This is a genomic window from Synechococcus sp. UW140, assembly GCF_900474295.1.
Classification (GTDB): Bacteria; Cyanobacteriota; Cyanobacteriia; order PCC-6307; family Cyanobiaceae; genus Synechococcus_C.
Map to the genome: position 1 here is coordinate 55,725 of NZ_UCOB01000004.1, position 24,734 is coordinate 80,458.

Annotated in this window: 25 protein-coding genes and 1 pseudogene; 16 read left to right on the forward strand and 10 right to left on the reverse strand. The window is 55.7% G+C overall.

The annotated features are described in order from the left end of the window. The first annotated feature begins 38 nt into the window (after positions 1-38). Positions 39-1,397 carry a sodium:alanine symporter family protein gene (locus tag DXY10_RS01930; RefSeq protein WP_115015510.1) on the forward strand — a complete coding sequence of 453 codons (1,359 nt, stop codon included), beginning with the start codon at positions 39-41 and terminating at the stop codon, positions 1,395-1,397. 100 nt (positions 1,398-1,497) lie between these two features. Here the strand turns inward: DXY10_RS01930 and DXY10_RS01935 are convergent, their stop codons facing one another. From DXY10_RS01935 to DXY10_RS01945, 3 genes are read right to left on the reverse strand one after another with little or no spacing between them, the layout of a single operon-like run. Continuing rightward, positions 1,498-1,737, reverse strand: coding sequence for a DUF6447 family protein (locus DXY10_RS01935; RefSeq protein ID WP_115015513.1), 240 nt, complete (start codon positions 1,735-1,737; stop codon positions 1,498-1,500). Then, the gene (locus DXY10_RS01940) at positions 1,734-2,186 is read right to left on the reverse strand and encodes a hypothetical protein (protein WP_244281884.1); all 453 of its coding nucleotides are present in this window, start codon (positions 2,184-2,186) and stop codon (positions 1,734-1,736) included. Before DXY10_RS01940 ends, DXY10_RS01935 begins: the two co-directional genes overlap by 4 nt. Then, positions 2,186-3,937 carry an ABC transporter ATP-binding protein gene (locus DXY10_RS01945; protein WP_115015515.1) on the reverse strand — a complete coding sequence of 584 codons (1,752 nt, stop codon included), beginning with the start codon at positions 3,935-3,937 and terminating at the stop codon, positions 2,186-2,188. Before DXY10_RS01945 ends, DXY10_RS01940 begins: the two co-directional genes overlap by 1 nt. 43 nt (positions 3,938-3,980) lie before the next feature. Between DXY10_RS01945 and DXY10_RS01950 the strand changes: the two genes are divergently transcribed. Genes DXY10_RS01950 through DXY10_RS01965 form a run of 4 tightly spaced genes read left to right on the forward strand, consistent with a single transcriptional unit; the run spans position 3,981 to position 6,242 of the window. Then, on the forward strand, positions 3,981-4,163 hold the full coding sequence (locus DXY10_RS01950) for an RNA-binding S4 domain-containing protein (protein ID WP_115015517.1): 183 nt from the start codon (positions 3,981-3,983) through the stop codon (positions 4,161-4,163). 60 nt (positions 4,164-4,223) lie between these two features. Then, positions 4,224-4,955, forward strand: a complete 732-nt coding sequence (gene tpiA, locus DXY10_RS01955) for a triose-phosphate isomerase (RefSeq protein ID WP_115015519.1) — start codon at positions 4,224-4,226, stop codon at positions 4,953-4,955. Positions 4,956-4,963: 8 nt separating this feature from the next. After that, complete coding sequence (gene folP / locus DXY10_RS01960) at positions 4,964-5,806, forward strand: dihydropteroate synthase (protein ID WP_244281885.1); 843 nt, start codon at positions 4,964-4,966, stop codon at positions 5,804-5,806. Between the two features lie 28 nt (positions 5,807-5,834). Then, positions 5,835-6,242 carry a thiol-disulfide oxidoreductase DCC family protein gene (locus tag DXY10_RS01965; RefSeq protein WP_115015524.1) on the forward strand — a complete coding sequence of 136 codons (408 nt, stop codon included), beginning with the start codon at positions 5,835-5,837 and terminating at the stop codon, positions 6,240-6,242. A 79-nt stretch (positions 6,243-6,321) separates the two neighbouring features. On the opposite strand, the gene DXY10_RS01970 is transcribed toward DXY10_RS01965, so the two are convergent. Continuing rightward, positions 6,322-10,326, reverse strand: a complete 4,005-nt coding sequence (locus tag DXY10_RS01970) for a magnesium chelatase subunit H (protein ID WP_115015526.1) — start codon at positions 10,324-10,326, stop codon at positions 6,322-6,324. A gap of 71 nt (positions 10,327-10,397) precedes the next feature. After that, positions 10,398-11,672 carry a cation:proton antiporter gene (locus tag DXY10_RS01975; RefSeq protein ID WP_115015528.1) on the reverse strand — a complete coding sequence of 425 codons (1,275 nt, stop codon included), beginning with the start codon at positions 11,670-11,672 and terminating at the stop codon, positions 10,398-10,400. A 125-nt stretch (positions 11,673-11,797) separates the two neighbouring features. On the opposite strand from DXY10_RS01975, the gene dapB reads away from it, so the two are divergent. The 5 genes from dapB (at position 11,798) to DXY10_RS02000 (ending at position 15,169) form a co-directional block, all read left to right on the forward strand. After that, a complete protein-coding gene (dapB, locus tag DXY10_RS01980; RefSeq protein WP_115015530.1) occupies positions 11,798-12,652 on the forward strand; it encodes a 4-hydroxy-tetrahydrodipicolinate reductase in 855 nt (284 codons plus the stop codon). A gap of 28 nt (positions 12,653-12,680) precedes the next feature. Then, positions 12,681-13,340, forward strand: coding sequence for a hypothetical protein (locus DXY10_RS01985; RefSeq protein ID WP_115015532.1), 660 nt, complete (start codon positions 12,681-12,683; stop codon positions 13,338-13,340). 69 nt (positions 13,341-13,409) lie between these two features. Then, positions 13,410-13,667, forward strand: a complete 258-nt coding sequence (locus tag DXY10_RS01990; RefSeq protein WP_115015535.1) for a high light inducible protein — start codon at positions 13,410-13,412, stop codon at positions 13,665-13,667. Positions 13,668-13,713: 46 nt separating this feature from the next. After that, the gene (locus DXY10_RS01995; RefSeq protein ID WP_115015538.1) at positions 13,714-14,973 is read left to right on the forward strand and encodes an FAD-dependent monooxygenase; all 1,260 of its coding nucleotides are present in this window, start codon (positions 13,714-13,716) and stop codon (positions 14,971-14,973) included. Then, on the forward strand, positions 14,957-15,169 hold the full coding sequence (locus DXY10_RS02000) for a DUF2949 domain-containing protein (protein WP_115015540.1): 213 nt from the start codon (positions 14,957-14,959) through the stop codon (positions 15,167-15,169). The genes DXY10_RS01995 and DXY10_RS02000 overlap by 17 nt, the downstream gene beginning before the upstream one ends. On the opposite strand, the gene DXY10_RS02005 is transcribed toward DXY10_RS02000, so the two are convergent. From DXY10_RS02005 to DXY10_RS02020, 4 genes and pseudogenes are all read right to left on the reverse strand, one after another. Beyond that, positions 15,160-15,687 (reverse strand): adenine phosphoribosyltransferase, encoded by a 528-nt coding sequence (locus tag DXY10_RS02005; RefSeq protein ID WP_115015542.1) that lies wholly within the window; start codon positions 15,685-15,687, stop codon positions 15,160-15,162. The genes DXY10_RS02000 and DXY10_RS02005 overlap by 10 nt on opposite strands. A gap of 150 nt (positions 15,688-15,837) precedes the next feature. Continuing rightward, complete coding sequence (locus tag DXY10_RS02010) at positions 15,838-17,154, reverse strand: YadA-like family protein (protein WP_115015545.1); 1,317 nt, start codon at positions 17,152-17,154, stop codon at positions 15,838-15,840. Between the two features lie 260 nt (positions 17,155-17,414). Beyond that, positions 17,415-17,753: a hypothetical protein gene (locus DXY10_RS02015; RefSeq protein WP_115015547.1), complete on the reverse strand. Its 339-nt coding sequence runs from the start codon at positions 17,751-17,753 to the stop codon at positions 17,415-17,417. 469 nt (positions 17,754-18,222) lie between these two features. Further along, positions 18,223-19,254, reverse strand: a pseudogene (locus tag DXY10_RS02020) (carbamoyl-phosphate synthase). 787 nt (positions 19,255-20,041) lie between these two features. Between DXY10_RS02020 and DXY10_RS02030 the strand changes: the two are divergent. The 4 genes from DXY10_RS02030 to DXY10_RS02045 all read left to right on the forward strand — a co-directional run bounded on the left by DXY10_RS02030 (position 20,042) and on the right by DXY10_RS02045 (position 22,025). Further along, positions 20,042-20,617, forward strand: coding sequence for a DUF3038 domain-containing protein (locus tag DXY10_RS02030; protein ID WP_115015553.1), 576 nt, complete (start codon positions 20,042-20,044; stop codon positions 20,615-20,617). A gap of 40 nt (positions 20,618-20,657) precedes the next feature. After that, positions 20,658-21,296 carry a DUF4335 domain-containing protein gene (locus DXY10_RS02035; protein WP_115015555.1) on the forward strand — a complete coding sequence of 213 codons (639 nt, stop codon included), beginning with the start codon at positions 20,658-20,660 and terminating at the stop codon, positions 21,294-21,296. 61 nt (positions 21,297-21,357) lie between these two features. Next, positions 21,358-21,603, forward strand: coding sequence for a hypothetical protein (locus DXY10_RS02040; RefSeq protein ID WP_115015557.1), 246 nt, complete (start codon positions 21,358-21,360; stop codon positions 21,601-21,603). A gap of 113 nt (positions 21,604-21,716) precedes the next feature. Further along, complete coding sequence (locus DXY10_RS02045) at positions 21,717-22,025, forward strand: hypothetical protein (protein WP_244281886.1); 309 nt, start codon at positions 21,717-21,719, stop codon at positions 22,023-22,025. A gap of 8 nt (positions 22,026-22,033) precedes the next feature. On the opposite strand, the gene DXY10_RS02050 is transcribed toward DXY10_RS02045, so the two are convergent. After that, positions 22,034-22,510, reverse strand: coding sequence for an EF-hand domain-containing protein (locus DXY10_RS02050; protein WP_115015561.1), 477 nt, complete (start codon positions 22,508-22,510; stop codon positions 22,034-22,036). Positions 22,511-22,653: 143 nt separating this feature from the next. Here DXY10_RS02050 and DXY10_RS02055 point away from each other — a divergent pair, with 143 nt between their 5' ends. Together DXY10_RS02055 and DXY10_RS02060 are read left to right on the forward strand one after the other, a co-directional pair. Beyond that, the gene (locus DXY10_RS02055) at positions 22,654-23,379 is read left to right on the forward strand and encodes a response regulator (RefSeq protein ID WP_170955658.1); all 726 of its coding nucleotides are present in this window, start codon (positions 22,654-22,656) and stop codon (positions 23,377-23,379) included. 12 nt (positions 23,380-23,391) lie between these two features. Continuing rightward, positions 23,392-24,723 carry an ATP-binding protein gene (locus tag DXY10_RS02060; protein ID WP_115015565.1) on the forward strand — a complete coding sequence of 444 codons (1,332 nt, stop codon included), beginning with the start codon at positions 23,392-23,394 and terminating at the stop codon, positions 24,721-24,723. Positions 24,724-24,734 lie beyond the last annotated feature (11 nt).

A 24,734-nucleotide genomic window follows, 5' to 3' on the forward strand; every position in this document is an offset into this window, starting at 1 on the left:
TTTGAGAATTTTACGATTCCGTTTTTCTGGTTTTTAAGATGAAAGATTTCATCACGCTTGTTAACTCCAAGGTGGGTGCATTCGCATGGGGGCCATGGACTGTGGCTCTCATAGCAATTACAGGCATCTTTTTGATGGTTGGGCTTCGCTGTATTCCGCTGCGCAAGCTCGGATATGGCTTCAAGCTCCTCTTTGAGCCTGTTGATCAGCGTGGTGAGGGAGAGATCTCTCCGTTCCAGGCATTGATGACGTCGTTGGCCGCCACCATTGGGACCGGAAACATTGCTGGGGTCTCCACGGCGATCGCCGTTGGTGGTCCGGGGGCAATCTTTTGGATGTGGTTGATCGCCATCTTCGGGATCGCGACTAAATATGCAGAAGCAGTGCTGGCTGTCCATTTCCGTGAAACTGACGCGGAAGGCAATCATGTGGGCGGCCCGATGTATTACATCCGCAATGGATTGGGCCATGGTTGGACCTGGATGGCAGGCTTGTTTGCTTTGTTTGGCATGCTCGCCGGCTTTGGAATCGGCAATGGTGTTCAGGCATTTGAACTGGCTAAAGCCCTCGAAAAGACCACGCAAATCCCCCGCAGTGCGACTGGCGTTGTACTTGGCGTACTGATTTTTCTGGTTGTGATCGGTGGTGTCCGTCGGATTGCGAGAGCGGCTTCTGCGATTGTTCCTGTGATGGCAATCCTCTACATCGGTGCATGCCTTGTCATCCTTTCGATGCACATCAATCAAATCCCAAGTGCTTTTGGCCTGATCTTTAGTTCCGCATTCAGTGGTCAGGCTGCAGTTGGTGGTGTGTTTGGAGCCGTTGTGCTGCAAGGCCTCAAGCGGGGCATTTTCTCCAATGAAGCCGGTTTGGGTAGTGCTCCGATAGCCCATGCTGCTTCTAAAACCACCAGCGCAGTTCGTCAGGGATCAGTTGCCATGCTGGGCACCTTCATTGACACATTTGTGGTCTGCACGATGACAGCTCTCGTCGTGATCACAAACTATTCTGAAACTCTGTTGGGGATGACTGATAAGGCAAGGAAGGCTTTGTCTGGATCTGACATTTCGATCACGGCTTTTGGGCTTGGCATTAATGGTGGTGGATTGATTGTGACTGCAGGCATTGTTGTTTTTGCATTTACGACAATTCTGGGATGGAGTTTTTATGGAGAGAAGTGCACCCAGTTCCTGTTTGGAGAGAAGGCCATTCTTCCCTACCGCCTGGTTTGGATTGCAGTTGCTGTTTGTGCAGCTATTGCTGGAGAGAAAGGTCTTGTTTGGAATGTTTCTGACACCCTTAATGGCTTGATGGCTCTGCCGAATCTTTTGGCGCTCCTGCTTCTGTCTGGAACCGTGTTTAAGCTCACACGTGCCCATCGCTTTTCTGAAGGTTGAGATTGAAGAGCTGATTTTTCCTGGCTGAAACAACAAAAAAGCCTCCGAATTTGCGGAGGCTTTTTCTTGGTCGTTTTGGCTATGCAGTTTCTGCTGTTGTTCAGCCTTCCTCAGGCAGAGGGGTGACGTCGTTGAGACGTTCGTTCAGCTGCATGGCCATCGACTGTCGACCCACGGCCAGCACCTTGAGTGTGTCTTCGTGCATGCGCAACTGAGCATCAGCAACTTGCATGCCACGCACCAGTTCCTTCAGTTCGTCGGGAAGTGCATTGAGGTCATAGCGCTTGCCTTCGAAAGTGAGTACGGGGTTCTGGTCTTGGGAGAGGTCTGAGGTGGTCATGAATCTTTTTCACTCTGAGAGACTTTACCGGCGTCGGCCTTGTCAGCTTCGCTGGGTTGGCCGGTTGTCTGATCTGGTTTGCCCCTCTGCAGCCGTTTGAAGAAAAACATCAGCAAACCACCTACTTGGCTGGTCTCCACAAGCTCCCATCCTTCGTTGCCGAGCAGATTGAGGAAATGCTGTAGCTGTGCCGCAGGGTGCTTCTGCTCCAAGGGTTGCTGCTGATACATCTGGGGGAATTCACGCTTAATGAATTCCGGACTTAGGGAACCCTGAAGTTTTTTGCTGGCTGCCTCTGGGGTCGATGGCTTGGGTGGAGCATCGTTGTTGATGTTGATATGAACGACGCGATATTCCCAGCGTTGCAGAGGGTTGTTGGCTTCGTTGTCCGTCGTTGCGAGTTGCTCACTCTGTTGCGGACCGGTGGGTGTGGGTTGCTGGTTCTCCATCAGTCGCTTGCGATGGCATTGACCCGGATGAACTGCCGCTCACACAATTCGCGGTAGCGACCATTGCTGGCCATCAGTTGGTCGTGGCTTCCTTGCTCACGGATGCTTCCTTTCTCCAGAACAACAATCTGGTCAGCTTCCTGCACGGTTGCAAGTCGGTGGGCAATCACCAACACAGTTCGCCCCTGCATTGCCTGACGAAGCCCCAGTTGCACTGCGGCTTCAGCTTCTGCATCGAGTGCACTTGTGGCCTCATCCAGTAGCAACACCGCAGGATTGCCAAGCACCGCTCTGGCAATGGCGATCCGCTGTAACTGGCCACCCGACACGTTGGTACCGCGTTCTTCCAGCTGTGTGTCATAGCCATTGGGGAGGGCCATGATGAAGTCATGGGCATTGGCCAGACGAGCCGCTTCGATCAGTTGGTCGTGACTGATGGTGCGCCCAAAGCGAATGGCATCGGCGACGCTGCCTGAGAACACGGTGGTTCGTTGTGGCACCAGTGCGACCTGTTGGCGAAGCTCGCGTGCTCTCACTTGACTGAGATTCTTGCCATCAAGGCAGATCTCGCCAGATTGGGCTGTGTTGAAGCGCAGCAGCAGGGAAAACAGGGTGCTCTTACCAGCGCCTGATGGTCCCACCAGGGCAACTACTTGACCGGCCTGAATGGTCAGGTTGATGTCGCGCAGCACCGGTTTGCCATCTCCATAGGCAAAGTTCACCTGTTGTAGAAGCAGGTTGCCCTGGGGACGACCGAGTGAAAGGGCTGGTGATGGATCCTTGGCTTCTTGGGGTTCCTTTTCGATCTGTCTCAGTCGCCTCAATGAGGCCTGACCTTGCTGGAATTCATTGAAATTGTTGGTGACGTGTGCGATCGGGTCAATCAGCACCACAAGACCCGTGAGATAGCTGCTCAAGCCAGCAATGCTTAGGCCATCGTTCTGAATCCTCCAAGCAGCCAGCCCCAGAACGGAGAAGAGCCCGACGACCTCGATCATTCCCACGACGGGGTGCTGGAGTGCCACAAGGCTGTAGGTGCGGTGCCGGGCCTGACGGTGTTGGTCAATCTCCTCTTCGAAACGACCCTGCAGCCAGGGTTCGGCGGCGAAGGCACGCACAAGCGGAAGGCCTTCGATCGCTTCTCCCAGCAGACCGGCTAGTTCGCTCACTTTTTTCTGGCTGCGTTCGGTGGCGGCCATCACCCGTGCTCCGAACAAGCTGATCAGCCAGATGATCACTGGGGCGAGCAGCAGGATCGATGCCGTCAGTTTCCAGTCCAGCCAGAGCATGTAGCCGAGAACGGCCAGCAACTGGAGGACGCTGGGAAGCGTGTCGTGGATGGATTTGTAGAGCACCTCGCTGACGCGATCTGCGTCTTCGGTGAGTCGGTAGGTGAGATCGCCTGCTGACAGCTTTTCCAGTGCTCCTAGCTCAACCGTCTGCAAACGGCTGAACAGATTGCTGCGCAGCGTCTTGCTCACCTGTAGAGCCGGTCCAGCAAGCAGGGAGTCTTGACCGAACTGGGCCAGCTTCTGAACCGCGAAGATCAACACGCCTTGCCCGATCAGACCGAGCACCCTGCCAAGATCCCTTGATCCGAGTGCAGGGAAGAGAGCACCTGCCAGATTGAGCAGCCATAGGAAACTGCTCACGTACACGAGCATGCACAACACCCCCAGCGCCAACTGCCGCAGATGGGGGCGGAGCAGGGGCAGAAGCCTGCGAAAGCCTGCCTCGGAGGGTTTCAGCATCGCGTCAGACTATGTCAATGCTCTTTCTCGCAATCCATTGCCCATGCGGCTCGATCAATTCCTGAAGTGGCAAGGTTGGGTCGCGACCGGTGGAGAGGCCAAGATGCGCATCCAGGCGGGAGACGTACAGGTGAATGACGTTGTTGAAACCCGTCGTGGCCTTCAGCTTCAGGTTGGTGATCGCGTGACGATGGGCTGCGATCAAGCCGAAGTCACTGTGGTCTGAGGCCAAAAAGCTCGCGCTGGAACGTAAGTTGTCTGCTGCTGACCGTCCGAGGACCCGAGCGTGCGTAAACCGGTGATCGCTGGCAACTGGAAGATGCACATGACCTGTGCTCAGGCCAGGGAATGGATGGCCACGTTTCTACCGTTGATCGCTGCCACCCCAAATGATCGAGAACTCGTGGTGGCGCCACCCTTCACGGCGATCTCCACCATGGCTGATTTGGTGAAGGGGTCGACGCTTGAACTTTCCAGCCAAAATGTGCACTGGGAAGGGCACGGTGCTTACACCGCCGAAATTGCTCCTGGAATGCTTCTGGAGCATGACGTTGTCTACGCCATTGTTGGCCACAGTGAGCCTCGCAAATATTTCAGCGAGAGTGACGAACAAATCAATCATCGTGCCCGTTCCGCCCAATCGAATGGATTGATCCCGATCGTCTGTGTTGGTGAAACCGACGAGCAGCGCACGCGTGGAGAAGCCGAGCGGGTGATCCGTCGTCAGGTTGAACAGGGGCTTGAGGGCCTTGATCCCGCCAAGCTGATCGTGGCCTATGAGCCGATCTGGGCCATCGGCACCGGCAAAACATGTGAATCCACCGAAGCGAACCGTATCTGTGGTCTGATTCGCAGCTGGGTTGGTTCCCCTGATCTGATTATTCAATATGGAGGATCGGTCAAACCAGGCAATATCGATGAATTGATGTCGATGAGCGACATTGATGGAGTGCTTGTGGGTGGTGCGTCTCTGGAGGCGGAAAGCTTCGCTCGGATTGCCAACTATCAGGCTGGCTGAACGGTGTGATGACGCAGCCCCGATCTCCTTGGCCAGCAGCATGGGGAACGCGAACGGCTGTGATGGGGGTGATCAATCTCACCCCCGACTCATTCAGTGATGGTGGTCGTTTTAATACACCTGAGTTGGCACTGAGACAGGCCAGTCGCCAGTTGTCTGATGGTGCTGATGTGCTGGACCTTGGTGCCCAAAGCACCAGGCCCGGTGCGGAGGAGGTGGGGGCTGTTGAGGAGATCAGTCGGTTGCTGCCGTCGTTAACAGCCATTCGTTCTGCCTATCCGCAGTCGTTGATTTCCGTCGACACCTTTCTTGCTCCTGTGGCGGAAGCAGCTCTTGAGGCAGGGGCTGATTGGATCAATGATGTCAGCGGTGGGCGGCGTGATCCGGGCATGTTTCCCCTCATTGCTGCTGCAGGTTGTCCTTATGTGCTGATGCACAGCCGTGGCGATAGCAAAACGATGGATGCCATGACTGACTACCACGATGTAGTCAGCGACGTGCTCCAGTCTCTTCAGGAGGCGAGCAATCGTGCAGCAGCGATCGGTGTCGCACGCAATCAGCTGATTTGGGATCCGGGTTTGGGTTTCGCCAAAACGACAACACAGAATCTGGTGTTACTCCAGGAGTTGGAGCGATTGGTGGCCGTCGGGGTACCCCTGTTACTCGGCCCCTCTCGAAAACGCTTTATCGGTGATGTGCTGAATGAGAAGCGTGCCAAGGCCCGCATCTGGGGCACGGCGGCTGTTTGCTGCCGTGCTGCGGCAGCTGGTGTTGGAGTCTTGAGGGTGCACGATGTTGCCCCGATTCGTCAGTTGGTTCAGATGTCCTCTGCAATCCTTCCGATTCGCTAGAACGATTGCCTCTAACGCGCCTTCTGTTGTGAGCAGCCCAGCGGCCGAACTCACCTTTCTGTATGACGGCGCTTGCCCGTTGTGTTTGCGCGAGGTGCGATTTCTGCGTCGCCGTGATCACCATCACCGCATTCATTTTGTGGATGTTGATGCTGAGGACTACGACCCATCTCTTTGGGCGGGGATCAGTTATCGAGCAGCGATGACGCGGATTCATGCCATCCGGAACGATGGTTCAGTGCTGACGGATGTCGCTGTTTTCAGGGAGTGCTATCGATTGATCGGCATGGGTTGGTTGTATGCACCGACAACCTGGCCCGTCCTGTCTGGTTGGGTCGATCGTTTTTATGGCCTATGGGCTGCTCAACGACTCCGCCTGACGGGACGTTGCGATTTGAATTCCCTTTGTGATTGTAGGAAGCAAAGCCCTGTTTGATGCCATAAAAAACCCCTGCTTTTGAGTTGGAGCAGGGCCGATTATTGGTTGATTGATTTGATATAAATTCTTTCTTGGCTCAGCTCACACCCTCAATCTTGTCTTCTACTTCTTGGTAGAGCTCCTGCAGTTGTTGGATGTTCTCATCAGACGTCTCCCAGTAGCCGCGTCCATTGACCTCAAGCAATGTTCCGACGATGCGACGGAAGCTGTGGGGGTTGAGTTCTAACAGACGCTTGCGCATCTCTGGATCATTGATAAAGGTTTCATTGGCCTCTTCGTAAACGAAGTTGTCAACACTGCCGCTCGTTGCGCTCCAGCCCAGGGTGAAGTTGAGGCGCTTGGCAACCTCTCGCACTCCTTCATAGCCGGAGTCGAGCATTCCTTCGTACCACTTGGGATTGAGAAGCTTTGTGCGTGAATCCAGGCGGATGGTTTCACTTAAGGAACGTACCTGTGCGTTCGCAGTTGTGGTGTCTGCGATGTAGCTGGTTGGTGCCTTGCCATCCTCCCGCAAGCCTTGAATCAGTTTGGTGGGGTCGCTGTCGAAGTAGTGGCTCACATCCGTGAGGGAGATTTCTGCTGAATCAAGATTCTGGAAGGTGACGTCAGCAGTTTTCATTGCTGATTCGAACACCTCTCGCTTTTGATTCATTTCACCAGGGTTGTCGGCATTGAAGGCGAAGGTTTTGCGAGAGAGGTACATCTCCTGAAGCTCTCCTTCTTCTTCCCACGTACTGTTCTCCACGGCGAGATTGACGTTGGAGCTGTAGCTGCCGCTGGCATTCGAGAAAACTCTGCAGGCGGCATCTCGGAGACTGGTTCCATCTTTTTCCGCTTGCTCAAGTGAGTGCTTGCGCACGAAGTTTTGCTCCAGTGGCTCTTCAGCCTCTGCTGCCATCTTCACTCCCTGATCGATCAATGCCATCTGGTTGATAAATAGATCGCGGAAGACACCTGAACAGTTCACCACCACATCGATGCGAGGACGTCCAAGTTCTTCGAGGCTGATCAGTTCCAGCTTGTTAACGCGGCCAAGGGAGTCAGGAACTGGGCGCACACCGATGAACCAGAGAATCTGGGCTAGCGATTCTCCATAGGTTTTGATGTTGTCAGTGCCCCAAAGAACGCAGGCAATCGTTTCGGGCCATGTGCCCTCTTCTTGTTTTTGCCGCTCGATCAATTTGTCCACCACACCTTTGGCCGCAGCCACGGCGGCTCGCGTTGGGATGGCCTGGGGATCAAGCGCGTGAATGTTTTTCCCACTCGGAAGCACGCCGGGATTGCGAATCGGATCACCCCCTGGACCGGGAAGTACGTATTCACCATCGAGGGCGCGCAGAAGGCTTCCCATCTCCATGTCTGCGCAGATCTGTTCAAGGCAGAAGCGCAAGTAAGCAAAGAGTTTGTCGAGTTCTGCTGCATTCGTGTTCGAGAAGCCGGCGGTGCAGCATGCGCGCAGCCACGGGGAGGCAGGCTTAAAGCCAAACTTGGCCAGCAACTCGTAGAACCAGGCAAAGCTGTTGCGCAGGCTGACGCGACCATCGCGACCGGTGAGCGATTGCACCATGGCGCCAACTGCAGCACGGGAGGTCTCCGTGATGGTGCGGTTCAGTTCCACATCAGCGAGCACACCGTCGTCGTTGCCTTTGTAGACGTCTTCGATGGATCGGCCCATGGCTTCGGCCAAGAGGCCAGGCAAGGAGCGCAGCCCATCTTCTTCACGCTCCAGTGCTGCGATGTTGACCAGAGTGGCAATCGCTTCTTCCGCAGTGGGTGGTTTGCCGATGGTGTGCAGACCACAGGGAAGTAGACGACTCTCAATTTCCATCAACTGGCGATACACCGCTCCGACGAGGGCATCACGGCCTTCGAGATCAAGCGCAGAGGAATCGTCGTCGGGTAACTCGACATCTTTATCGAGATTGCACAGACGTGCCGTCTCCACGATCGTGTTGACAATTTGGATTCCACGCCCACCCTCGCGGAGCTGCTGGTATGAACCGACAAGTTCACCAAGCTCCTTCAGGCCCTTGTAGAGGCCTGCATTTTCTGCAGGAGGGGTGAGGTAACTGATGGTTGAGGCGTAACCACGGCGCTTGGCGATGGTGGCTTCGGAAGGATTGTTGGCGGCGTAGTAATAGAGGTTTGGCAGTGCGCCGATGAGGGAATCGGGATAGCAAGTTTCACTCATCCCCATCTGCTTGCCGGGCATGAATTCCAGCGAACCGTGGGTGCCGAAATGGAGCACAGCATCGGCTTTCCAGATCTTCTCCAGGTAGGTGTAATAAGCGGCGAAACCGTGATGAGGACTGGCGCTGCGGGAGTAAAGGAGTCGCATTGGATCTCCCTCGTAGCCGAAGGTGGGTTGAACACCGACGAAGACGTTGCCGAAGTGACGGCCGTAGATCAGCAGATTTTGCCCATCACTATTGAGGTTGCCCGGCGGTTTTCCCCAGTTTTCTTCAAGCCGTTCGGAATAAGGCGTGAGGCGCTCGTATTCCTCAACGCTCATACGGTGAGCGATTGAAAGTTCTGGAGCACCTTCCATCGCCTCGGGGTCATTGATGACCGCCTCCATCAGCGCCTTTGGATTGCGGGGCAGGTTCTGCACGTCGTACCCCTTGGCTTTCATTTCCTCGAGGACGCGATGGATGGAGCCAAAGACGTCGAGGTAGGCGGCAGTGCCGACGTTGCCTTTGTCGGGTGGAAAGCTGAACACCGTGATGGCCAGCTTTTTCTCTTGACGTGGTTTGATCCGCAGTGAAGACCAGCGGATTGCGCGTTCCGCGATGGCATCCACCCGGTCTTGAAGGGTGTGAGCCTTGCCGGTGGCATCATCACGGCCTGAGAGCACGATGGGTTCAATGGCGCCGTCCAGTTCGGGGATGGCGATTTGCAGTGCAACCTGTACGGGGTGCAGACCAAGGTCGCTGTCTTCCCACTCTTGGGTGGTCTGGAACACCAGTGGCAGCGCCACCATGTAAGGACGATTCAGTCGTTTGAGGGCGTCGACTGCCTTGGGGTGATCCTGTCTTGCTGGTCCCCCTACCAGCGCGAAGCCTGTGAGAGACACCACCCCATCAACCAGAGGTTGATCCTGATTGAGTGGATCGTAGAAAAAGGCGTTGACAGGCTTAGAAAAATCAAGACCACCGCAGAAGATGGGAAGAACCCTTGCTCCTCTGAATTCGAGTTCTTGAATCACGGCCACATAGTGAGCGTCATCGCCGGTGACGATGTGGCTGCGTTGAAGCACGAGACCAATGACAGGACCTTGCCGCGCTTGTTCGGAGAGATCGTTGCGGCTGTTGGTCCAGTTCAGGTATTCCTTCAGGTCTTCGAACATGGCCGGAGCCATCGGGTGCCAGATGCCCAGGTCTGGGAAGACCTCGGGATCGGCGACATCGATTGCAGGACGTTCGTCACCCGCAGCTGCGGGGAAGACATATTTGTCCGCAAGCATCAACAGGAAGTTGCGGAGATTGTCTGGAGTGCCGCCCAGCCAATACTGAAAGCTCAGCATGAAGCTGCGAGCGTCCTGTGCCTTCTCCACGGGCAGATACTTGAGCACCGTGGGGAGGGTGTTGAGCAGCTTGAGCATGGCGTCTTGGAAGCCAGCCCCACCCGACTCCTTCCGCTTTTTCATGAAGCCGGCGATCGCACTCTTGCTTTGCCCCAGCTGGGCCATTGAGAAGCTGCCGAGCTTGTTGAGGCGCATCACCTCAGGCATGGAAGGAAAGACCACTGCGGCCTTGAGGCGATCACGGTGGGGGGTCACCGTTTCGACAACTTTCTGGGCCAGGTCTTCAATGAAAATCAGAGACGCCACAAAGACATCAGCTGAGGCAACATCCGCCTGGAAATCAGCGAAATTATCTTCATCACGAAGCTCTTCAATCAGATAACCGCTGAGTTCAATCCCGAGGGGGCCATCCATCGCGTTGAGACTGTTGGCGGCCTGGGTCAGGGCGTTTTGATATTGCGGTTCGAGCACCACATACACAGCCTTCATGACTGACTTGTGGTTATTGGGCTCAGCAGGAACAACCCGGCGATCGGCGGAGCGGACCTGCGTGAACATTTGGGTGCATTGAGGAATATGAAGAAGCCTACGGGGATGACGGCCCCGGCGAGCGCTTTGGGCTCAAGGCGTTACACAGTCTGTAAGCGGCGTTTGGTGAAGCCGAGCCGGTCCAGCATTGGTCCTGTCATCAGCGTTGTTGCTACGGCCATCACCACGCCGATGCCGAACAGGGTGGCGTTAATCGCCCCGAGCTTCAGTCCCACATTCAGCACCACGAGCTCGGTCATCCCACGTGTGTTCGCAAGCCAGCCCAAGGCCTGTGCGTCTCGCTCCGGGACTCCCCCAAGGCGAGCGCTGGCCCACGTGCCTGAATATTTGCCTGCTACAGCGACTCCAAGCACCAAAGCGGTGATGAGCAGCAGGTCGCCCCGTCCGAGCTTGGTGAGCTCGGTCTCCAGGCCGCTCGCCACGAAGAACATTGGTAGAAGCAGGCGCATGACAACGGTTTCAAGCTTTGTCTCCATTCGCGTCTGGAGCTCGTGGTGTCGCGGCATCGCCAGCCCCCATAGAAAGGCTCCAAAAATCAAATGAACGCCAATTTGATCGGTCACCACGCTGCTGATCAAAAGGCCCGCAAAAAGGGCGCCCTGCACTAGTGGTGAAATCTCTTTTTGTTGCTCCACATGCTTCACCAGACAGCGTTTCGCTGGGCGCAGGAGCACTAGCAGAACAAAGGCCCACGCTGCAGTAAGGCCGAGGGGGATCAGGCAGGCGATCGCTGATCCTGAGCGAGCAAAGGCCACCACACCCGCCAGGATCACCCAGCTGAACAGATCATCAATGGCGGCGCAGGCGATGCTCAGGCTGCCAATCGTTTGATCTTGCAGGCCGCGTTCTTTGAGAATGCAGGCGAGAACAGGAAAGGCGGTGATTGCCATCGCTGTGCCCAAGAACAAGGCCCCATCCAAGGTGCGCTCTCCAGGGAAGAGGCTGGTGTCCCAAACGTTCAGGCCATAGGCGAGGCCGATGCCCATGGCCATCGGCACAACAATCCCGCTCAGTGAAATTCGCAGGGCTAAAGCCGCCTGGCCGCGAAGCATGGAGGGCCTGAGTTCGAGCCCCACCAAGTACATGAACATCGCCAGCCCCAGCTGGCCCAGCAAGCTGAGCTCATCGATGATTCCACCGCCAAAAAACTGTTCTTCGAGGTTGGGGGCAATCCAACCGAGCAGGCTCGGGCCCAGTGCGATGCCACCAAGGATCTCTCCCATCACGCGGGGTTGCCCCAGTCGCGCCAGCACTTGTCCGAAGAGTTGGGACACGATGATCACAATCGCCAGCGCTGTAAACACAGCTGCTGTTTCAGTCGTGACCGTGACCGTGGCGGTGGCGAACATGCTCATCGTTGTGGAGAGAGCTCCACTTCATGGTGTTTTCGAAGCCTTTGAAAAGGGTTGAGGTGCAGCTCCCCTTCAGTTTTCATTCTGGGCATCAGGCATGATTCGAGCGCAGTGCTGCTCTGTGCGCGATGTCTGAGGTTCGCTCCGCTGATCCCATCCACGTGATTGTTGCTGGTGCTCTCGGTCGAATGGGGGCAGAGGTTGTTAAGGCTGTGCAGGGCGCTGCGGATTGTGAATTGGTCGGTGCAATCGACACCACCCCCGGCCAAGAGGGCGTGGATGTGGGAGAAGCACTCGGCCTCGGGAGTTTGGAGGTTGCGATCACGGCCGATCTCGAGGGCTGTCTGTGTTCGGCCAGTCAGGCCGTTCGTGATCGCGGTCCTGGTGGTGGTGCCGTCATGGTGGATTTCACTCACCCATCTGTTGTTTATGCGAACACCAGGGCAGCGATGGCCTATGGGGTGCATCCCGTGATCGGTACCACCGGTCTATCCCCGGAGCAGTTGGAGGATCTGCAGTCCTTTGCCCAGAAAGCGTCCGTTGGGGGCGCTGTGATTCCTAATTTTTCAGTGGGAATGGTGCTGCTGCAACAAGCGGCCGCTGCTGCAGCACGCTTCTATGACCATGCGGAGCTCACGGAGTTGCATCACAACCGCAAGGCGGATGCTCCAAGTGGCACGTGCATCAAAACAGCCGAGCTCATGGAGGAGCTGGGCAAAGTGTTTAACCCGGCTGAAGTCGATGAGCATGAATCGCTTGCGGGCAGTCGTGGCGGTGTGAGACCCAGTGGCTTGAGGCTGCATTCCCTTCGGCTTCCTGGGCTGGTGGCACATCAGGAGGTGATGTTTGGTGCTCCTGGAGAGACCTACACCCTGCGCCACGACACGATCGATCGCTCTGCCTATATGCCAGGGGTCTTGCTGAGCATCCGTAAGGTGCGGCAGCTTGAGGCTCTTGTCTACGGCCTGGAACGGCTGCTCTGACATCCGTAATGAGGCCTTCCCCCGATCCATGCTGATCCCCCTGCGGCCCGGTGAACTTCAACGTCTGATTCCGGCAGTGGCGACTGGTACCCAGTTCGCTGCTGCTCTGGGCGAGCCCCGCAAGATTCTTCAGCGGGTGTTGATCGCAACCATTGGTGGCGTCATCACTTTGCTGATTAGCCAAAGCCAATTTTCCAACCGTTGGGGCTCAATTTGGCTGCTCATCGGTGTGTCGCTTCTTCTTTATGTGCTCTGGGGGCCGATCCTTGAGGCTGGGCGGCGCAACGCGACCCTGCGCCGGTATCCATCCGCCGCGCTCTTCGATGGTGAAGTGGTCGACGCGTTTACCCAGGAGCGTGTGGAAAGCCGGCGTGAGCAGGCGAACGAGCGCGGCACGCTTGAGTTGGTGGAGAACCGACGCACCTGGCTGGTGCTCGAGCTGGCGGATGAAGAGGGCTATCTCGCCCGGCTGAGTTTCCCCATGCTCAAGCCGCATGGACAGATACGGCCTGGTACGCACGTGCGCTGCCTGGTGCTGAGTGATCGCAAGGACTTCTCTCGTGTGGCGGCCCTCAGCGATGCCTGGCTGCCAACGCTTCGGTTGTGGGTTGGCGAGTATCCATTTTTGCTGCGTCCTGCGTTCGAGGAGCTTTGCCAGATGCGCTTGGCTGGTCGACGGGGGCGCTGACGCGCATGGAGATTCTTTGCAAAACTTTGCAAACTTGCGTTACAATTCGCAAAGAAGCCAAAAAAGCTGATGACTCAAGCCACCTCTGCCTCCGCCGCTCCTGTGATTCGTGGCGCCACAATCACCACTGAGGATGGCGGCCGCTTGAACGCCTTTGCCACCGAGCCCCGTATGGAGCTTGTGGAGGCTGAGAGTGGCTGGGGATTCCACGATCGTGCAGAGAAGCTCAATGGCCGCATGGCCATGCTCGGGTTCATTGCACTCTTGGCTACTGAATTTGCCTTGGGTGGCGAAGCCTTCACGCACGGACTGCTCGGCCTGGGCTGATTGGATGGATGGAGTTTCAGCACCTCGGGTGCTTGATTCTCACGACATGGTCGTTTTGCCCAGTCTTACTGACGCGCTTTCGCCCACCGTCAAGGATGTCAATGACTCCTTGTCGGTGGGCATTTTTGGGGCCGGACCGACTGGTGCGCTGCTGGCATTAGGTCTGAGTCGACTGGGTTGTCGGGTTCAGATCCACGACCCTCTGTTAGCGGATCAGATCAGCTCACGCAGTCGTGCCTATGCGATCACGCATTCCTCACGGCGGTTGCTGGAGCGTCTGGATCTCTGGACGTCGCTTCAGCCTTATCTGGTTCCCTTCCGCCAGCTTCGTCTCCAAGATCAGTGGAGCAAGCCGTCCGTTTGGTTTCGAATCGCAGATTTGGCTCCGGCCAATCGCAACGCTGACGCCATCGGTTGGATCTTGGATCATCAGCCGTTGATGCAGGAGCTTTTGAAGAGGTTGGATCGGGAAGCGAATGTGGCTCTCCAGTTGGGCGACAGTGCTTCTTCCAGTGTTGGCCATACTCGCGATTCGGGCTTTGATCTGATCGTTGCCGCGGATGGCCCCAAGTCGTCACATCGCCAGGCCTGGCGACTGCCGCTTTGGTCATTCCCCTACCGCCAGGGATGTTTGACGCTGAAGGTGTCTCTGCGCGGAGCAGCTCCTGCCACGGCGCATGAGTATTTCCGAGCCGAAGGTCCTTTTGCTGTCTTGCCACTTGGGGGGCAGGCCTTTCAGTTGGTTTGGAGTGCTCCCCTGAATCGTTGCCGAGAGCGTGCAGCGCTTGATCCTTCCACGCTTCTGGATTTGCTGGCCACCGTGTTGCCCTCTGGCCTGGAGCCCGAGGCTTTGCTTGATCAGCCTGTCGCGGTGCCTCTGCAGTGGAGTCTTGCGCCCCAATTGGCGCGACGCCGGCAGATCCTTCTGGGTGAAGCGGGGCATCGCTGTCACCCTGTCGGTGGTCAGGGTCTCAATCTCTGCTGGCGTGATGTCGACGAACTGATTGCGCTGGTAGCCGCCCATCAACGTGGCGGGCTGGCTCTGCGTCAGGTCTCCGCCCGGTACAGCCGCCGCCGTCTGGTTGATTTGTTCTTGATTGGTGCTGGTACGGATGTGCTGTTGCGGCTGTTTTCAAACAGCTGGAGATGTCTCTTACCGGTTCGATTCGTGGTTTTGCTTTTGATTCAGCGGCTGCCGTTGCTGCGGCGGATGGCGCTTCAGGTCATGACCGATGGCCCGATGACAATTCTGAAGGCTCCGCCAGAGTGGAAACAGCGAGGACTCCGCCATGGTGTTCAGCAGTGATCCCCAGCCTCAGGCGTCCCCTCTCCTTCTCAAGTATCTGCGCGAGAGGCTTGGTCTAAGCGATAACGCCTTGCAGCTGGGCCAGCGTCAGGTCGAAATCGAGCAGGCACCGCTACCGGTGGTTCTTTGGAGCTTTGGTTTACTCAACCTGGCTCAGTACCAAGAGGTGCTGGATTGGACCAGCGATCAGGAATAGATCACGAGAGATTCAACCGGGATCGCCTCGGGCAGGCGACGCCGTCCTCCCAGGCTTTCTAGTTCGATCACGAAGCTGCTCCCCACGAGGTTGCCGCCGGCCTGATTGATCAGTTCAGCGGCGGCGGCGGCGGTGCCACCGGTTGCCAGGAGATCGTCCACCAACAGAACTCTGGGATTGCCTGTTAAGGCATCGGCATGGATCTCAAGCCGATCGCTGCCGTATTCCAGGGCGTAGTCAATTCCGAACACCTCGCCGGGCAGTTTTCCAGGCTTGCGAACTGGCACGAAGCCGAGTCCTCGATCGGTTGCCAAGGATGTACCCACGATGAAGCCACGGGATTCGATGCCCACGATCAGATCGGGCTTGAGAGCCTCGCAGATGGTTCCCATCTGCTTCATGACGGCCCGCCAAGCTTCAGGGTGTCGCAGCAGAGGTGTGAAATCACGGAACAGAATTCCTGGTTTCGGGAAGTCAGGAATTTCACGGATCCATTGCTGCAACTGGATTTCAGCCATACCCGGAAAAGCCGCTCAGAAAATCTTTGCCCGTGCCTTTTGGGTTTTGAATCACCAATAAGCCTGGGCTTAGTGAATATTACCCCTTGTTGACAGGTAATAAAAAGCCCCGCTTTGGCGGGGCTGATCGTCTTTTAGTCGTAACCCTCTTCACCGAAGACGTGCTTGGGTTGCTGTAGGCAGTTGCTGCCCAAGTGCGATCGCTTCCAAGCGCTCTAGGCGAGCCATAAGGGCTTTGTTCTGTTGCTTGATCTCAGCATTTTCCTCTTTTACCTCGTCGAGCTGAGACTGCAACTGCTGATTGTTCTTGTTGGAAGCTTGCTGGATGGAACCCAGTTTGAACACGAATCCAGCTCTGCCGGCAACGGTATCGAGACTTCCGTTGCCGTAATCGCTTGCTCCACCGAAGAGCACAGACCCGCCGGCATTGAAAGACAGCCGCTTATTCAGCCTCGCTGCGCAGCCCACACCCATTGCGTAGCGGCTGCTGTATCCACCAGTGCCGACGCCGCAGGAGAAGGGCGCGTCGTCAGAGACAGTCGGCAGTGCCGACAGTGCGGCTGAGAGTGCTGCCGCGCCAGCAACACCAGAACCGAGAGCATTGACATCCTCCTCAAGGTTATCGATGGCTTTGCTGTTGTTCTTGATTGCAGCCTTGTTGTCGTTGATCGCCGCCGTGTTGCTCTGAATGTCTGTCGTGTGCTGATCCAGTTGACCCTGAACGCTCACACCGTTGATTTGAAGGTCACTGCCTTCGGTGATGTTGATCGGAATCTTATTGCCTTCTGCATCAGTGGCATACAGCTTTTGCACGCCATCTGATTCGACCGTGACGAGTGAGTTTTCGCCAATGTGCAGTTCTTCTTCTCCGTCGGCATTGATTTCACGACGAACAATGCTTTTGCCTCCAACGCTTAAGCCTTCTTCGTCGATGGTTGCCAGCGCATTGCTGCCCTCACCTCCGAGCGAAATGACATCAGAGTTGTCAATACAAGTTTCACCGTTATTGCTGTCGCAGAGCTTGTTAACTACATCTTTGATCGCGAAAGGAACTTTAACAAAGGTAGGATTGCCTCCACTTGGAAGCCCTTTGATCACAGTCCATCCCTCAAATTTGTTGGTTTTAGCATTGTAAATCCTGTACCGAACAACGCCGTCTGCAACATTTGGATTTGAGTCGGAGTCTTCTTGAAGGTAGACTTTCCCCGTCGCCTCGTCTACAAAATGTGCATCAAATGTGCCGGTGCTTTGGTCTGGGAAAATATCCTCGTGGAGTAGATTGGTAGATCCGTCATCATTGAAGCGGTAAAGATTGAGCCTGTTGTTTGCTGCAACTTTGACGATTAGTGAGGCACCCGTTGGCTGGGTTGATATCGAGTCTGCTTGAGCGCGGTTTCCTGTTGCACACAAAAAAGTTGTCGTGCAGAGTGATAAAAATGTTGCAGAGGTCAGCCCTAAGCGCTTCATGTTGCAGTGAAATTTAATTATATAGATAATTTATTCTATCCAGCGGCTCATCTCTCCCTCTGCGTATGACGCTTTATTGTTTGGATTCAGGCCCTACGTGATGCTGCTCTTGATGCAGTTGGGTCCGTATCCTCAACTCTGCTCAATCTCAGTCTTGCCTCGGCGCCATTCAGTTGCTTTTGCCAACGGGGCTCTAGTGGAGTCGCTACATGAGAGTGGCTTCTCTAATGGCAGTGGCTGTTACTGAATTTCTCTTGATATCAGATAGATGCAAGTAGATCGACTCCAGGATGATGGTGAAGTGGAGCATTCCTATGATGGTCTACGGCAAAAGTCCCGTCATCATTTACGACCACTCTTGGGCTTGAGAGGTCGCCAATAATTGAATCAAATTCCACCCCTGCATCTTGTAATTTTTGAATGGTAAGATCCAGTTGCAGTGCAGGAATGTTATTATTTGAACTTTTTCTGGCTGTCGTAAAAACGATGTTGTGCCCTGCATCTTTGATCTTTTTTAAGTAACTCAGCGCGCCGTCGTTGAAGCCCATGGTTGAGTGCTTGAAAATCACACCATCCAGGTCGAGCAGAAAAGTTGCCATTTGCGTGGATTTAGACCGAAATCATCTTGAGCTTACCAAGCAGGTGTGAATCGATGGATCACTTTTGGGAATAAAGCTTGACACGGCGAAGGGAGAAGCTTGGCCTGCACTGTCTTTAAGCTTGTAGTCCTAGTATCAACGCTGGTTTGGCGACAACGTGCCTCTAGTGGTGATGACAATATTAGGAAGTTATCATTGAGCGCTGAAGTTGAACGAGCATTGGTTGTATTTACTTATTAATTGCGGCTCCAATTGGCAATCTGTTTTGTGTTTGTTTCTGCTTAGCTGTGCCCAATCGTGAAGGGCTCTCTATGGATTTGTGCCATTTCTGGATAATCAACAAAAGAAGGCCGAACATGACTTGAAGTGTAAACTATCAGAAGCTCTAAGATTCAAAAAGGGTCCCTTCCCCACACTTCCTGGCAGCGTTGTTGTGAGGCTTGTTTTTGGGCTATGCAGAGTTGTTGGTTTAAATTGCTAATTTCTTGTTGTAGCCTGAGATTCTTGCTTTAAGATAGTCGACGCAAGATGATTCGTAGAGTTTGTCTACCAAGAAATTTAGTTGTACGCAATATAAGTCGTCAGTAGCGTCATCGTGGACTCTTGCGTCACGATGGCTTGGGCTTGATGATAAGGCTTTGATTGCAGGGAATTCTACGGCTTTATTTTTGTCGACCGTTTTACTTGGTCCGCCAAATCGATACTCAACATCAGCAGATACTCGTGCTTCAAAGGCTTTGTCATAGGAGAGATTCACGCCAGCTGTTAATCCACTAGTTATCTCATATGCCAACCGTCCAAGTACACCAGAGCCATCTGCTGTTCCAAGGTCACCGCTTTGGTAGTAGTAACCAACAGAAGCATTCAACTCAGGGATGATGAAATAACCAACATCAAGTCCGTAGGTATTCAATGCCCCGCCTTGGTAATACCAGTTCAGCCACTGCTCGGTATCACCAACAGGAAGCAAGGCATAAGCATTGAAGTTCCAGTCATTGGAAACTGCTTATGCATTGACAGCAACCTGCTGGAAGAAAGCACTCTTTTCCGTTCCAAGCAAAGGGATTCCCGTATCGGTTCCACCTGTATTCATCGGACGGCTGTCATAACCCGCATTGAGCCCATACATCCAGCTGCGGTCTCCATTCAGCCAGCGGTAACCCAATCGAGTGGAAGTGCTGATGGTGGATCCAGCCACATCAGTGTTGATGATGCTGCTGTTGTTCTCGTAATCAGCAAAGTTGACGTTGGCGAGGGCATCAAGGAACCAGATGCTGTTGTCACCAACAGAGAGAGGCAAGAACCCACCAATACCCGCTTGATTCGGTGTTCCTGCTCCTTGCAGTGCGCCTTGGAAACCAATGGTGGGCTTGACCACATCCTTGAGGCTGATGCTCATCACATCGCCCAGATCCTCAGCACTGCCGTCCTGCGCCTTCAGGGGCATTGGGGCAATGGCAACTGCAGAAGCCAGTAATCCAATCGAGAGACGGCGGAGCATGGATCAGGCGTCAGTGCGCGCATAATGCCGAGGTTTGCCTGGTTGCGCCCGTAACCGCAATGCTGGCCAATGTCAGTCGTACTCAGGGCATCATCTGGCCAGCCTGTTCTGGCGATGTGAGGCTTGCTGGCATTACCAATGCCAGGGAGTCGGGATTAACGTTGTCGCTGCACATGTATTGACCGGAATCGCTAGCTAAGTCAATCTGTAATTAGTAAATCAGCTTTGTTTGCATATTGTCTAAATGCCTTCATTCGCCTTATTTGAGTCGGTAAGTCTAAGGCAATTCTAACGATCAAGAGTGATGGTTCCCTTGGCTGCCTAGTTTCCGTTGCAGCGATCTCGCTCCAGGTGATCTCCCGTGTCATGGCGTTAGGCCCTGTAACCGCTCCACGTCCTCTAGCACTGTTTTTGCGTCAACCCTGACCTTCTCTCGGTGGGGCATTGGTCCGATCTGTTCGAAGCCGTGCCCGCCTGGACTATCCAAGATGTTGATCACTGCATCTGATCTCCACCTGCCCTCTCCTTGCGCTGCTGCTGTCTCGGCCTCCAGTTCTTCCATCGCCTGCTAGCCCCTTGCAGCAGTCTTCCCCGCGTCGCGAGTCTCCAGAGATTTCATACGCCGCTTTCCGTCTATCCAGAGCTGAACGCACCAGATACCATTCGGTCTTCGTTGAAGTGGCTTCTTCGGTTTGCTCATGTCGATAGTTCTACGAGTATTACAACGACGAAGTGGTGAAAACCCAGGCTATGCCTGTGATCGTCTGCTGTCTGTGTCATCGCAGCCATGACCGAAGCCAGCGCTCCACCTGTCCTCTCGGCTGCTTCGGGCGAGTCGATCGCCGTTGTCAACACAGCCCTGGACCGACGGGGACTGGAAAGGCTTGACCTCTTGTTGCTCACTGTTGAGGCTCTTGCCATCAACGGTGGTGAGGTCATGCTCTGGGCGACACAGCAATTGGGCTACGAATCCTTGTTCCCCAATCGAGTGGAACTCTGGAAGCGCCGTTGCACCAATCCCCTGCGGCGTTCCACCCGACGCACTGCTCTGACTGGCGAGGAGATCGAAGCTCTGATCCGTGTGATTTGCGCCATGGCCGATCGTCTCTATCCCATGCTGCATCAGTTGCTCTGGAGCCGAGAGCCATCGGCTCTGCAGGACCAGCGCTGGGGAAAGTTTGATCAGCGTCTGCGCGATTTGATTGGTGAACGGATGAATTTGCGCAGGGGCTCTGTACAGCGTCTTCTTGAGACAGAGAGTTCTGCGCCTGTGCAGCGTCAGATGGTGATCACCCTGGCTCTGGCTTCCGGCCCCGGTGGAGTTGATCGTTTGCGCGCCAGTCTTCAGGATCCAACGCCCTGACCCACACGCTTTCCCCTTCTCCGCTTCCCGCATCGCTCGCATGTTCAATCTCTCCTATCGCTACGACCAGACGGCGGCACGTTTGATGGTGGAGGGACTCCCCGATATCTCCGCCGGCCATGGTCAGGGAGTTATCGGCATCCTCTCGTCCTGGAAACTGCAATTTGTTGGCTCACCAGAGCTTGAGGGCAAGCGAGAGCACCTTGAGGCGATGCTTGCCACCGTTTTGCCCTATGCGCGTTATCGCCTCTCGGGCGTTGCCCGCCCTTTCGGTGAAGCTGATTCTGCGGTGAGCTTGGCCCCTGCCAACAACGGTGGCCATCAACTTGAACTGCGAAGCAGTAAGCCAGGTGTCTCGCCGCTCACCATCGCACTTGATGACGCGGAACTGGCTGATCTGGTCCGATGCCTCGATGCCATGCGTTTGGATCCACGCGTGCAGATTGCCTGGGCTGATCAGAGTGATCGGCCCCTCGCTCGCCGAGAGCTGGCTGAGCGTGTGCCTCTGATGAAGCGTCTAGCTCCATCGGTCTTGGGTGGTTCAGTTCTGTTGGTGGTGGCTCTGCTCTCAGCCCTTGTTCCTCTGCCTGAAAGTAAGCAGCCCAAGCAAGAGGCGGCACCGATCGAGAGTGCTGAATCCTCTGGAAGTGCCGCCCAACCTGTCCCGAAAGCCGAATAGGGAACGTTGACGTTCTCCGGTTGAGGGAGAGAATTGTGCAAGTGAATCGTCTGTGCTCGGGATGGCAGCCAGTTGGTCTGATCTCAGACGACGTGTGGCCAGGATTGGTGCGTCATTGGATGTGGTCGTTCGCAGTGACCCAGAGGTATGTGGTTTGAGTGGGTCTGGCTATCACCTCACACTCCATCACAGCGGTTACGGAGATTGCACAGTTGGCGTTCTCACCTTGATTGATTGCCCTAACGAACTCGTGGTCATGGAATTTGAGCGCTGGATGCGTGGTGCCGGTCACGTCTTTGTTCCATGAATACGGTGCGATTTAAGGCTTCGAACTCAAGGGATCCAGAGCGTCGTGTCTTTCGCCGGCGTCGTCAGCGGCCCCTTCCACCTCCTTGGAGGCAGGGCTTGGAAGGTTTGCTGATGACCCTCCTTGGTGTTGGACTGCTTGCGTTTCTCGTCTGGCTCCCACAACGCGTTGATGCGTTGGTGATGGTGAGTGAAACGATTGCTGATCTAATTCAAGGTCTTGCACAGCTGCTTGAAGCATTGCTTGGCCTGGCATCCGTGCTGTTGATTGCCGCCGTGCTTTTTGCTGGTCTGCTTTCTCTGCTCGGAGGGCTCACCAGGATTGTGCGTTCGGTTGTGCGGATGCTCAATGCTCCGCCACGAGCTGTCAGGCGGAAGCGACCAGCAAGGGTGAGGCGAGGCTCCAGTTCCTTGCGGCGCTGACTAAGGGATCAGGGCCTCATCCGTGGAGCGAGAGCTTTTTGCAATGACCAGAGTTCTGCCAGGGTGATTTGCCCATCACCATTGAGGTCCAGTCCCGTGAAATGGCGATGCACCCAGGGCAGTGCTCTGGCTTCCTGGGGGTTGAGGTGACCGTCTGCGTTGCGGTCGGCGCGCGTGAAGTGTTGCTGAAGCCTGGGGCCGCTGTGGTGGGGAGAGCGGGTATGCAGATCTTCCATCAGCAAGAAACCACGAGAATTCGGACGCCTCAAGCGCCGTTCCAGAAAGGGTTTTCCCCGTACCTCTGCAGGAACCAGACGCCCGTCTCCATTCACATCCATGCGCACAAACATCGCTTCCATCCGCTGCCCGTATTGATGGATCTCGTCCTGGCCTGTTGCTGGCGTCCAAAAACCACCCAATGGCAGCGAAAGACCGGACAGGACAATGCCTATCCCCGAGCGACAGATACCGGTGAGGCTGATCATTGATCCAGCCTATGGAGTTTGATCGGCAGGGTCATGACTTAATCATGACCGAAGGGCTATGAGCTGTGACAGGGTCCAATTTCTGCGGACAGCAGTCATCTCGCTGCATACGATCTCCTCATTCGTCGTCGTTCCCGGTCGCCATGGCGCGTACATCAATGATCTGGGTTGTGGATGATGATCCCGAACTTAGGCAGATGGTCGGTACCTATCTGATCGACCAGGGCTACGACGTGCGTTGCCTCAGTGATGTCAAGCAGTTTGAGGCCAGATTGGAGTTCCAGCGACCCGATTTGGTGGTGTTGGATCTGATGATGCCAGGGGACGATGGTCTCACCGCTCTGCGCCGATTGCGAGATTGCGGAGATGACCTGCCGATCGTGATGCTCACCGCCCGCGGTGAAGGCGTCGATCGCATCATTGGCCTTGAGCAGGGGGCTGATGATTACCTTGGCAAACCTTTCCTCCCGCGTGAACTCTCTGCCCGCATTGAGGCGGTGCTGCGACGACGGAGTGCTCTACCGGCTGGCACGCCAGTGGCAGAAGGTGGCGATGTCAGTTTCGGTGAGAATGTGCTCAATCTCGCAGCGCGCACCCTCAGTCGTTCTGGCATCCCTGCCGTGATCACCAGTGGTGAGTTCAGTCTTTTGGCCGCGTTCGCGCAGCACCCGCATCGACCTCTCTCACGGGAGCGTTTGATCGAGCTTGCCCGTGGCCCAGGCTGTGAAACCGACAGCCGCAGCATGGATGTGCAGGTGTCGCGGGTCCGCAAACTCGTGGAACCAGATCCAACGCGGCCGCGCTATATCCAGACCGTTTGGGGCTACGGCTATGTGTTTGTGCCGGATGGGACGCCTCGGACGCGTTAAGGGAGCTTGCCGATGACCTCGCGGCGCTCCTGGCCGTTTGTGCTCCGAGCGCTGCTGGGCTGGTGCGGCCTTGGCTTTGGCAGTTGGGCGCTCTGTCTGCTTCTGCTTCAGGTGCTGTTCGGTCGTCAGGTGGAGTCGTTGCAGACGGTGCAACTAGGCCGTGACCTTGCTCTCAATGTTCGTCTCGCCGAGCTCGCGCTTGAGCGATATCCACCCCATTTGGTCTCAGAGTTGACCGGTCTGGACCTGGCTGTGGTGCGTCAGCCCGCAAGCCAGTCCCCTCTCTCTCCAGCTCTGGCTCAGCAGGCGAAGGCGCTTCAGGCCGAACTCTGCAGGCGTCTAGCCCATTGTCCGATGGTGGTCGCCAATGGTCGCAGTTGGGACGTTTGGGTCGAGCTGATTTCCCCGCTGGAACCGATCTGGCTCAGGGTGTCTCTTCGTTCTCCAATGGCTTGGCCACCGGAGCCGACGTTGCTCTTCCTTTCTCTTCTGGGTGCTGGCTTGAGCTGTGGGGCGTTGTTTCTGCTTCTTGAAGTGGAGCGGCCTTTGCGCGGTCTGGAGAAGGCGTTAGCTCTTGTCGGCGATGGAGACGACCCAGATGCCGTTCCAGCAAGAGGCGCACCCGAAGTGAAGCGCATTACCCATCACTTCAATGCCATGCTCGATCGCCTGGCAGCCAACCGTCGCGACCGAGACACCATGTTGGCCGGGATTGCCCATGATCTCCGGGCCCCAATTACGCGTTTGCAATTCAGGCTGTCGATGCCGGCCCTCTCCGCTGAGGATCGAGACCGTTGCGCCGGAGACCTCCAATCCTTGGAGCGCATCACCGGACAGTTTCTCCTTTTTGCTGGTGGTGGCGATGGTGAAGAGCCTGTGGATCTTCCCCTTGATCAGCTGCTGGCGGAAGTCTCCACCAGTCACCCGCCTGAATTGCTCCGGCTCGATCTCCAGCCTGTGCTGGCTTGTGTGAAGCCGGTTGCCCTTGGCCGCGCTGTTGGCAATCTGATCGATAACGCGTTCACCTATGGCCTGGCGCCCGTTGTGGTTCGACTTCGATCTGTTGCTGAAGGAGCTTTGATTGAAGTGTGGGATCAGGGAGAAGGTATGCCCGCCCAACAGTGGGATCGGGCTTTGCAGCCGTTCCAGCGTCTAGATGAATCTCGCGGTGAACAAGGGCACTGCGGTCTGGGTTTGGCAATCGTGGCTCATGTGGTTCGAACCCATGGCGGTCAGATCAGTTGCGCATCGGGTGATGGGGATGCCCCGGGCACCTTTGTCATTCGGCTGCATTTGCCCACGGGTGCAGCGGGAGATGTTTTGCCAATGGTTGAGAAAAGCTGAGATACCGCACT

Coding starts and splice junctions, on each gene's coding strand:
- DXY10_RS01950 (WP_115015517.1), top strand. CDS start 3,981: ATGCGGCTCGATCAATTCCTGAAGTGGCAAGGTTGGGTCGCGACCGGT.
- DXY10_RS01985 (WP_115015532.1), top strand. CDS start 12,681: ATGCTGATCCCCCTGCGGCCCGGTGAACTTCAACGTCTGATTCCGGCA.
- DXY10_RS02010 (WP_115015545.1), bottom strand. CDS start 17,154: ATGAAGCGCTTAGGGCTGACCTCTGCAACATTTTTATCACTCTGCACG.
- DXY10_RS01990 (WP_115015535.1), top strand. CDS start 13,410: ATGACTCAAGCCACCTCTGCCTCCGCCGCTCCTGTGATTCGTGGCGCC.
- DXY10_RS01975 (WP_115015528.1), bottom strand. CDS start 11,672: ATGAGCATGTTCGCCACCGCCACGGTCACGGTCACGACTGAAACAGCA.
- DXY10_RS02050 (WP_115015561.1), bottom strand. CDS start 22,510: ATGATCAGCCTCACCGGTATCTGTCGCTCGGGGATAGGCATTGTCCTG.
- DXY10_RS01940 (WP_244281884.1), bottom strand. CDS start 2,186: ATGGAGAACCAGCAACCCACACCCACCGGTCCGCAACAGAGTGAGCAA.
- DXY10_RS02060 (WP_115015565.1), top strand. CDS start 23,392: ATGACCTCGCGGCGCTCCTGGCCGTTTGTGCTCCGAGCGCTGCTGGGC.
- DXY10_RS01930 (WP_115015510.1), top strand. CDS start 39: ATGAAAGATTTCATCACGCTTGTTAACTCCAAGGTGGGTGCATTCGCA.
- DXY10_RS01970 (WP_115015526.1), bottom strand. CDS start 10,326: ATGTTCACGCAGGTCCGCTCCGCCGATCGCCGGGTTGTTCCTGCTGAG.
- DXY10_RS02055 (WP_170955658.1), top strand. CDS start 22,654: ATGGCGCGTACATCAATGATCTGGGTTGTGGATGATGATCCCGAACTT.
- DXY10_RS01935 (WP_115015513.1), bottom strand. CDS start 1,737: ATGACCACCTCAGACCTCTCCCAAGACCAGAACCCCGTACTCACTTTC.
- dapB (WP_115015530.1), top strand. CDS start 11,798: ATGTCTGAGGTTCGCTCCGCTGATCCCATCCACGTGATTGTTGCTGGT.
- DXY10_RS01945 (WP_115015515.1), bottom strand. CDS start 3,937: ATGCTGAAACCCTCCGAGGCAGGCTTTCGCAGGCTTCTGCCCCTGCTC.
- DXY10_RS02005 (WP_115015542.1), bottom strand. CDS start 15,687: ATGGCTGAAATCCAGTTGCAGCAATGGATCCGTGAAATTCCTGACTTC.
- DXY10_RS02040 (WP_115015557.1), top strand. CDS start 21,358: ATGGCAGCCAGTTGGTCTGATCTCAGACGACGTGTGGCCAGGATTGGT.
- DXY10_RS02015 (WP_115015547.1), bottom strand. CDS start 17,753: ATGGCAACTTTTCTGCTCGACCTGGATGGTGTGATTTTCAAGCACTCA.
- DXY10_RS02035 (WP_115015555.1), top strand. CDS start 20,658: ATGTTCAATCTCTCCTATCGCTACGACCAGACGGCGGCACGTTTGATG.
- folP (WP_244281885.1), top strand. CDS start 4,964: ATGACGCAGCCCCGATCTCCTTGGCCAGCAGCATGGGGAACGCGAACG.
- DXY10_RS01995 (WP_115015538.1), top strand. CDS start 13,714: ATGGTCGTTTTGCCCAGTCTTACTGACGCGCTTTCGCCCACCGTCAAG.
- DXY10_RS02045 (WP_244281886.1), top strand. CDS start 21,717: ATGACCCTCCTTGGTGTTGGACTGCTTGCGTTTCTCGTCTGGCTCCCA.
- DXY10_RS02030 (WP_115015553.1), top strand. CDS start 20,042: ATGACCGAAGCCAGCGCTCCACCTGTCCTCTCGGCTGCTTCGGGCGAG.
- DXY10_RS02000 (WP_115015540.1), top strand. CDS start 14,957: ATGGTGTTCAGCAGTGATCCCCAGCCTCAGGCGTCCCCTCTCCTTCTC.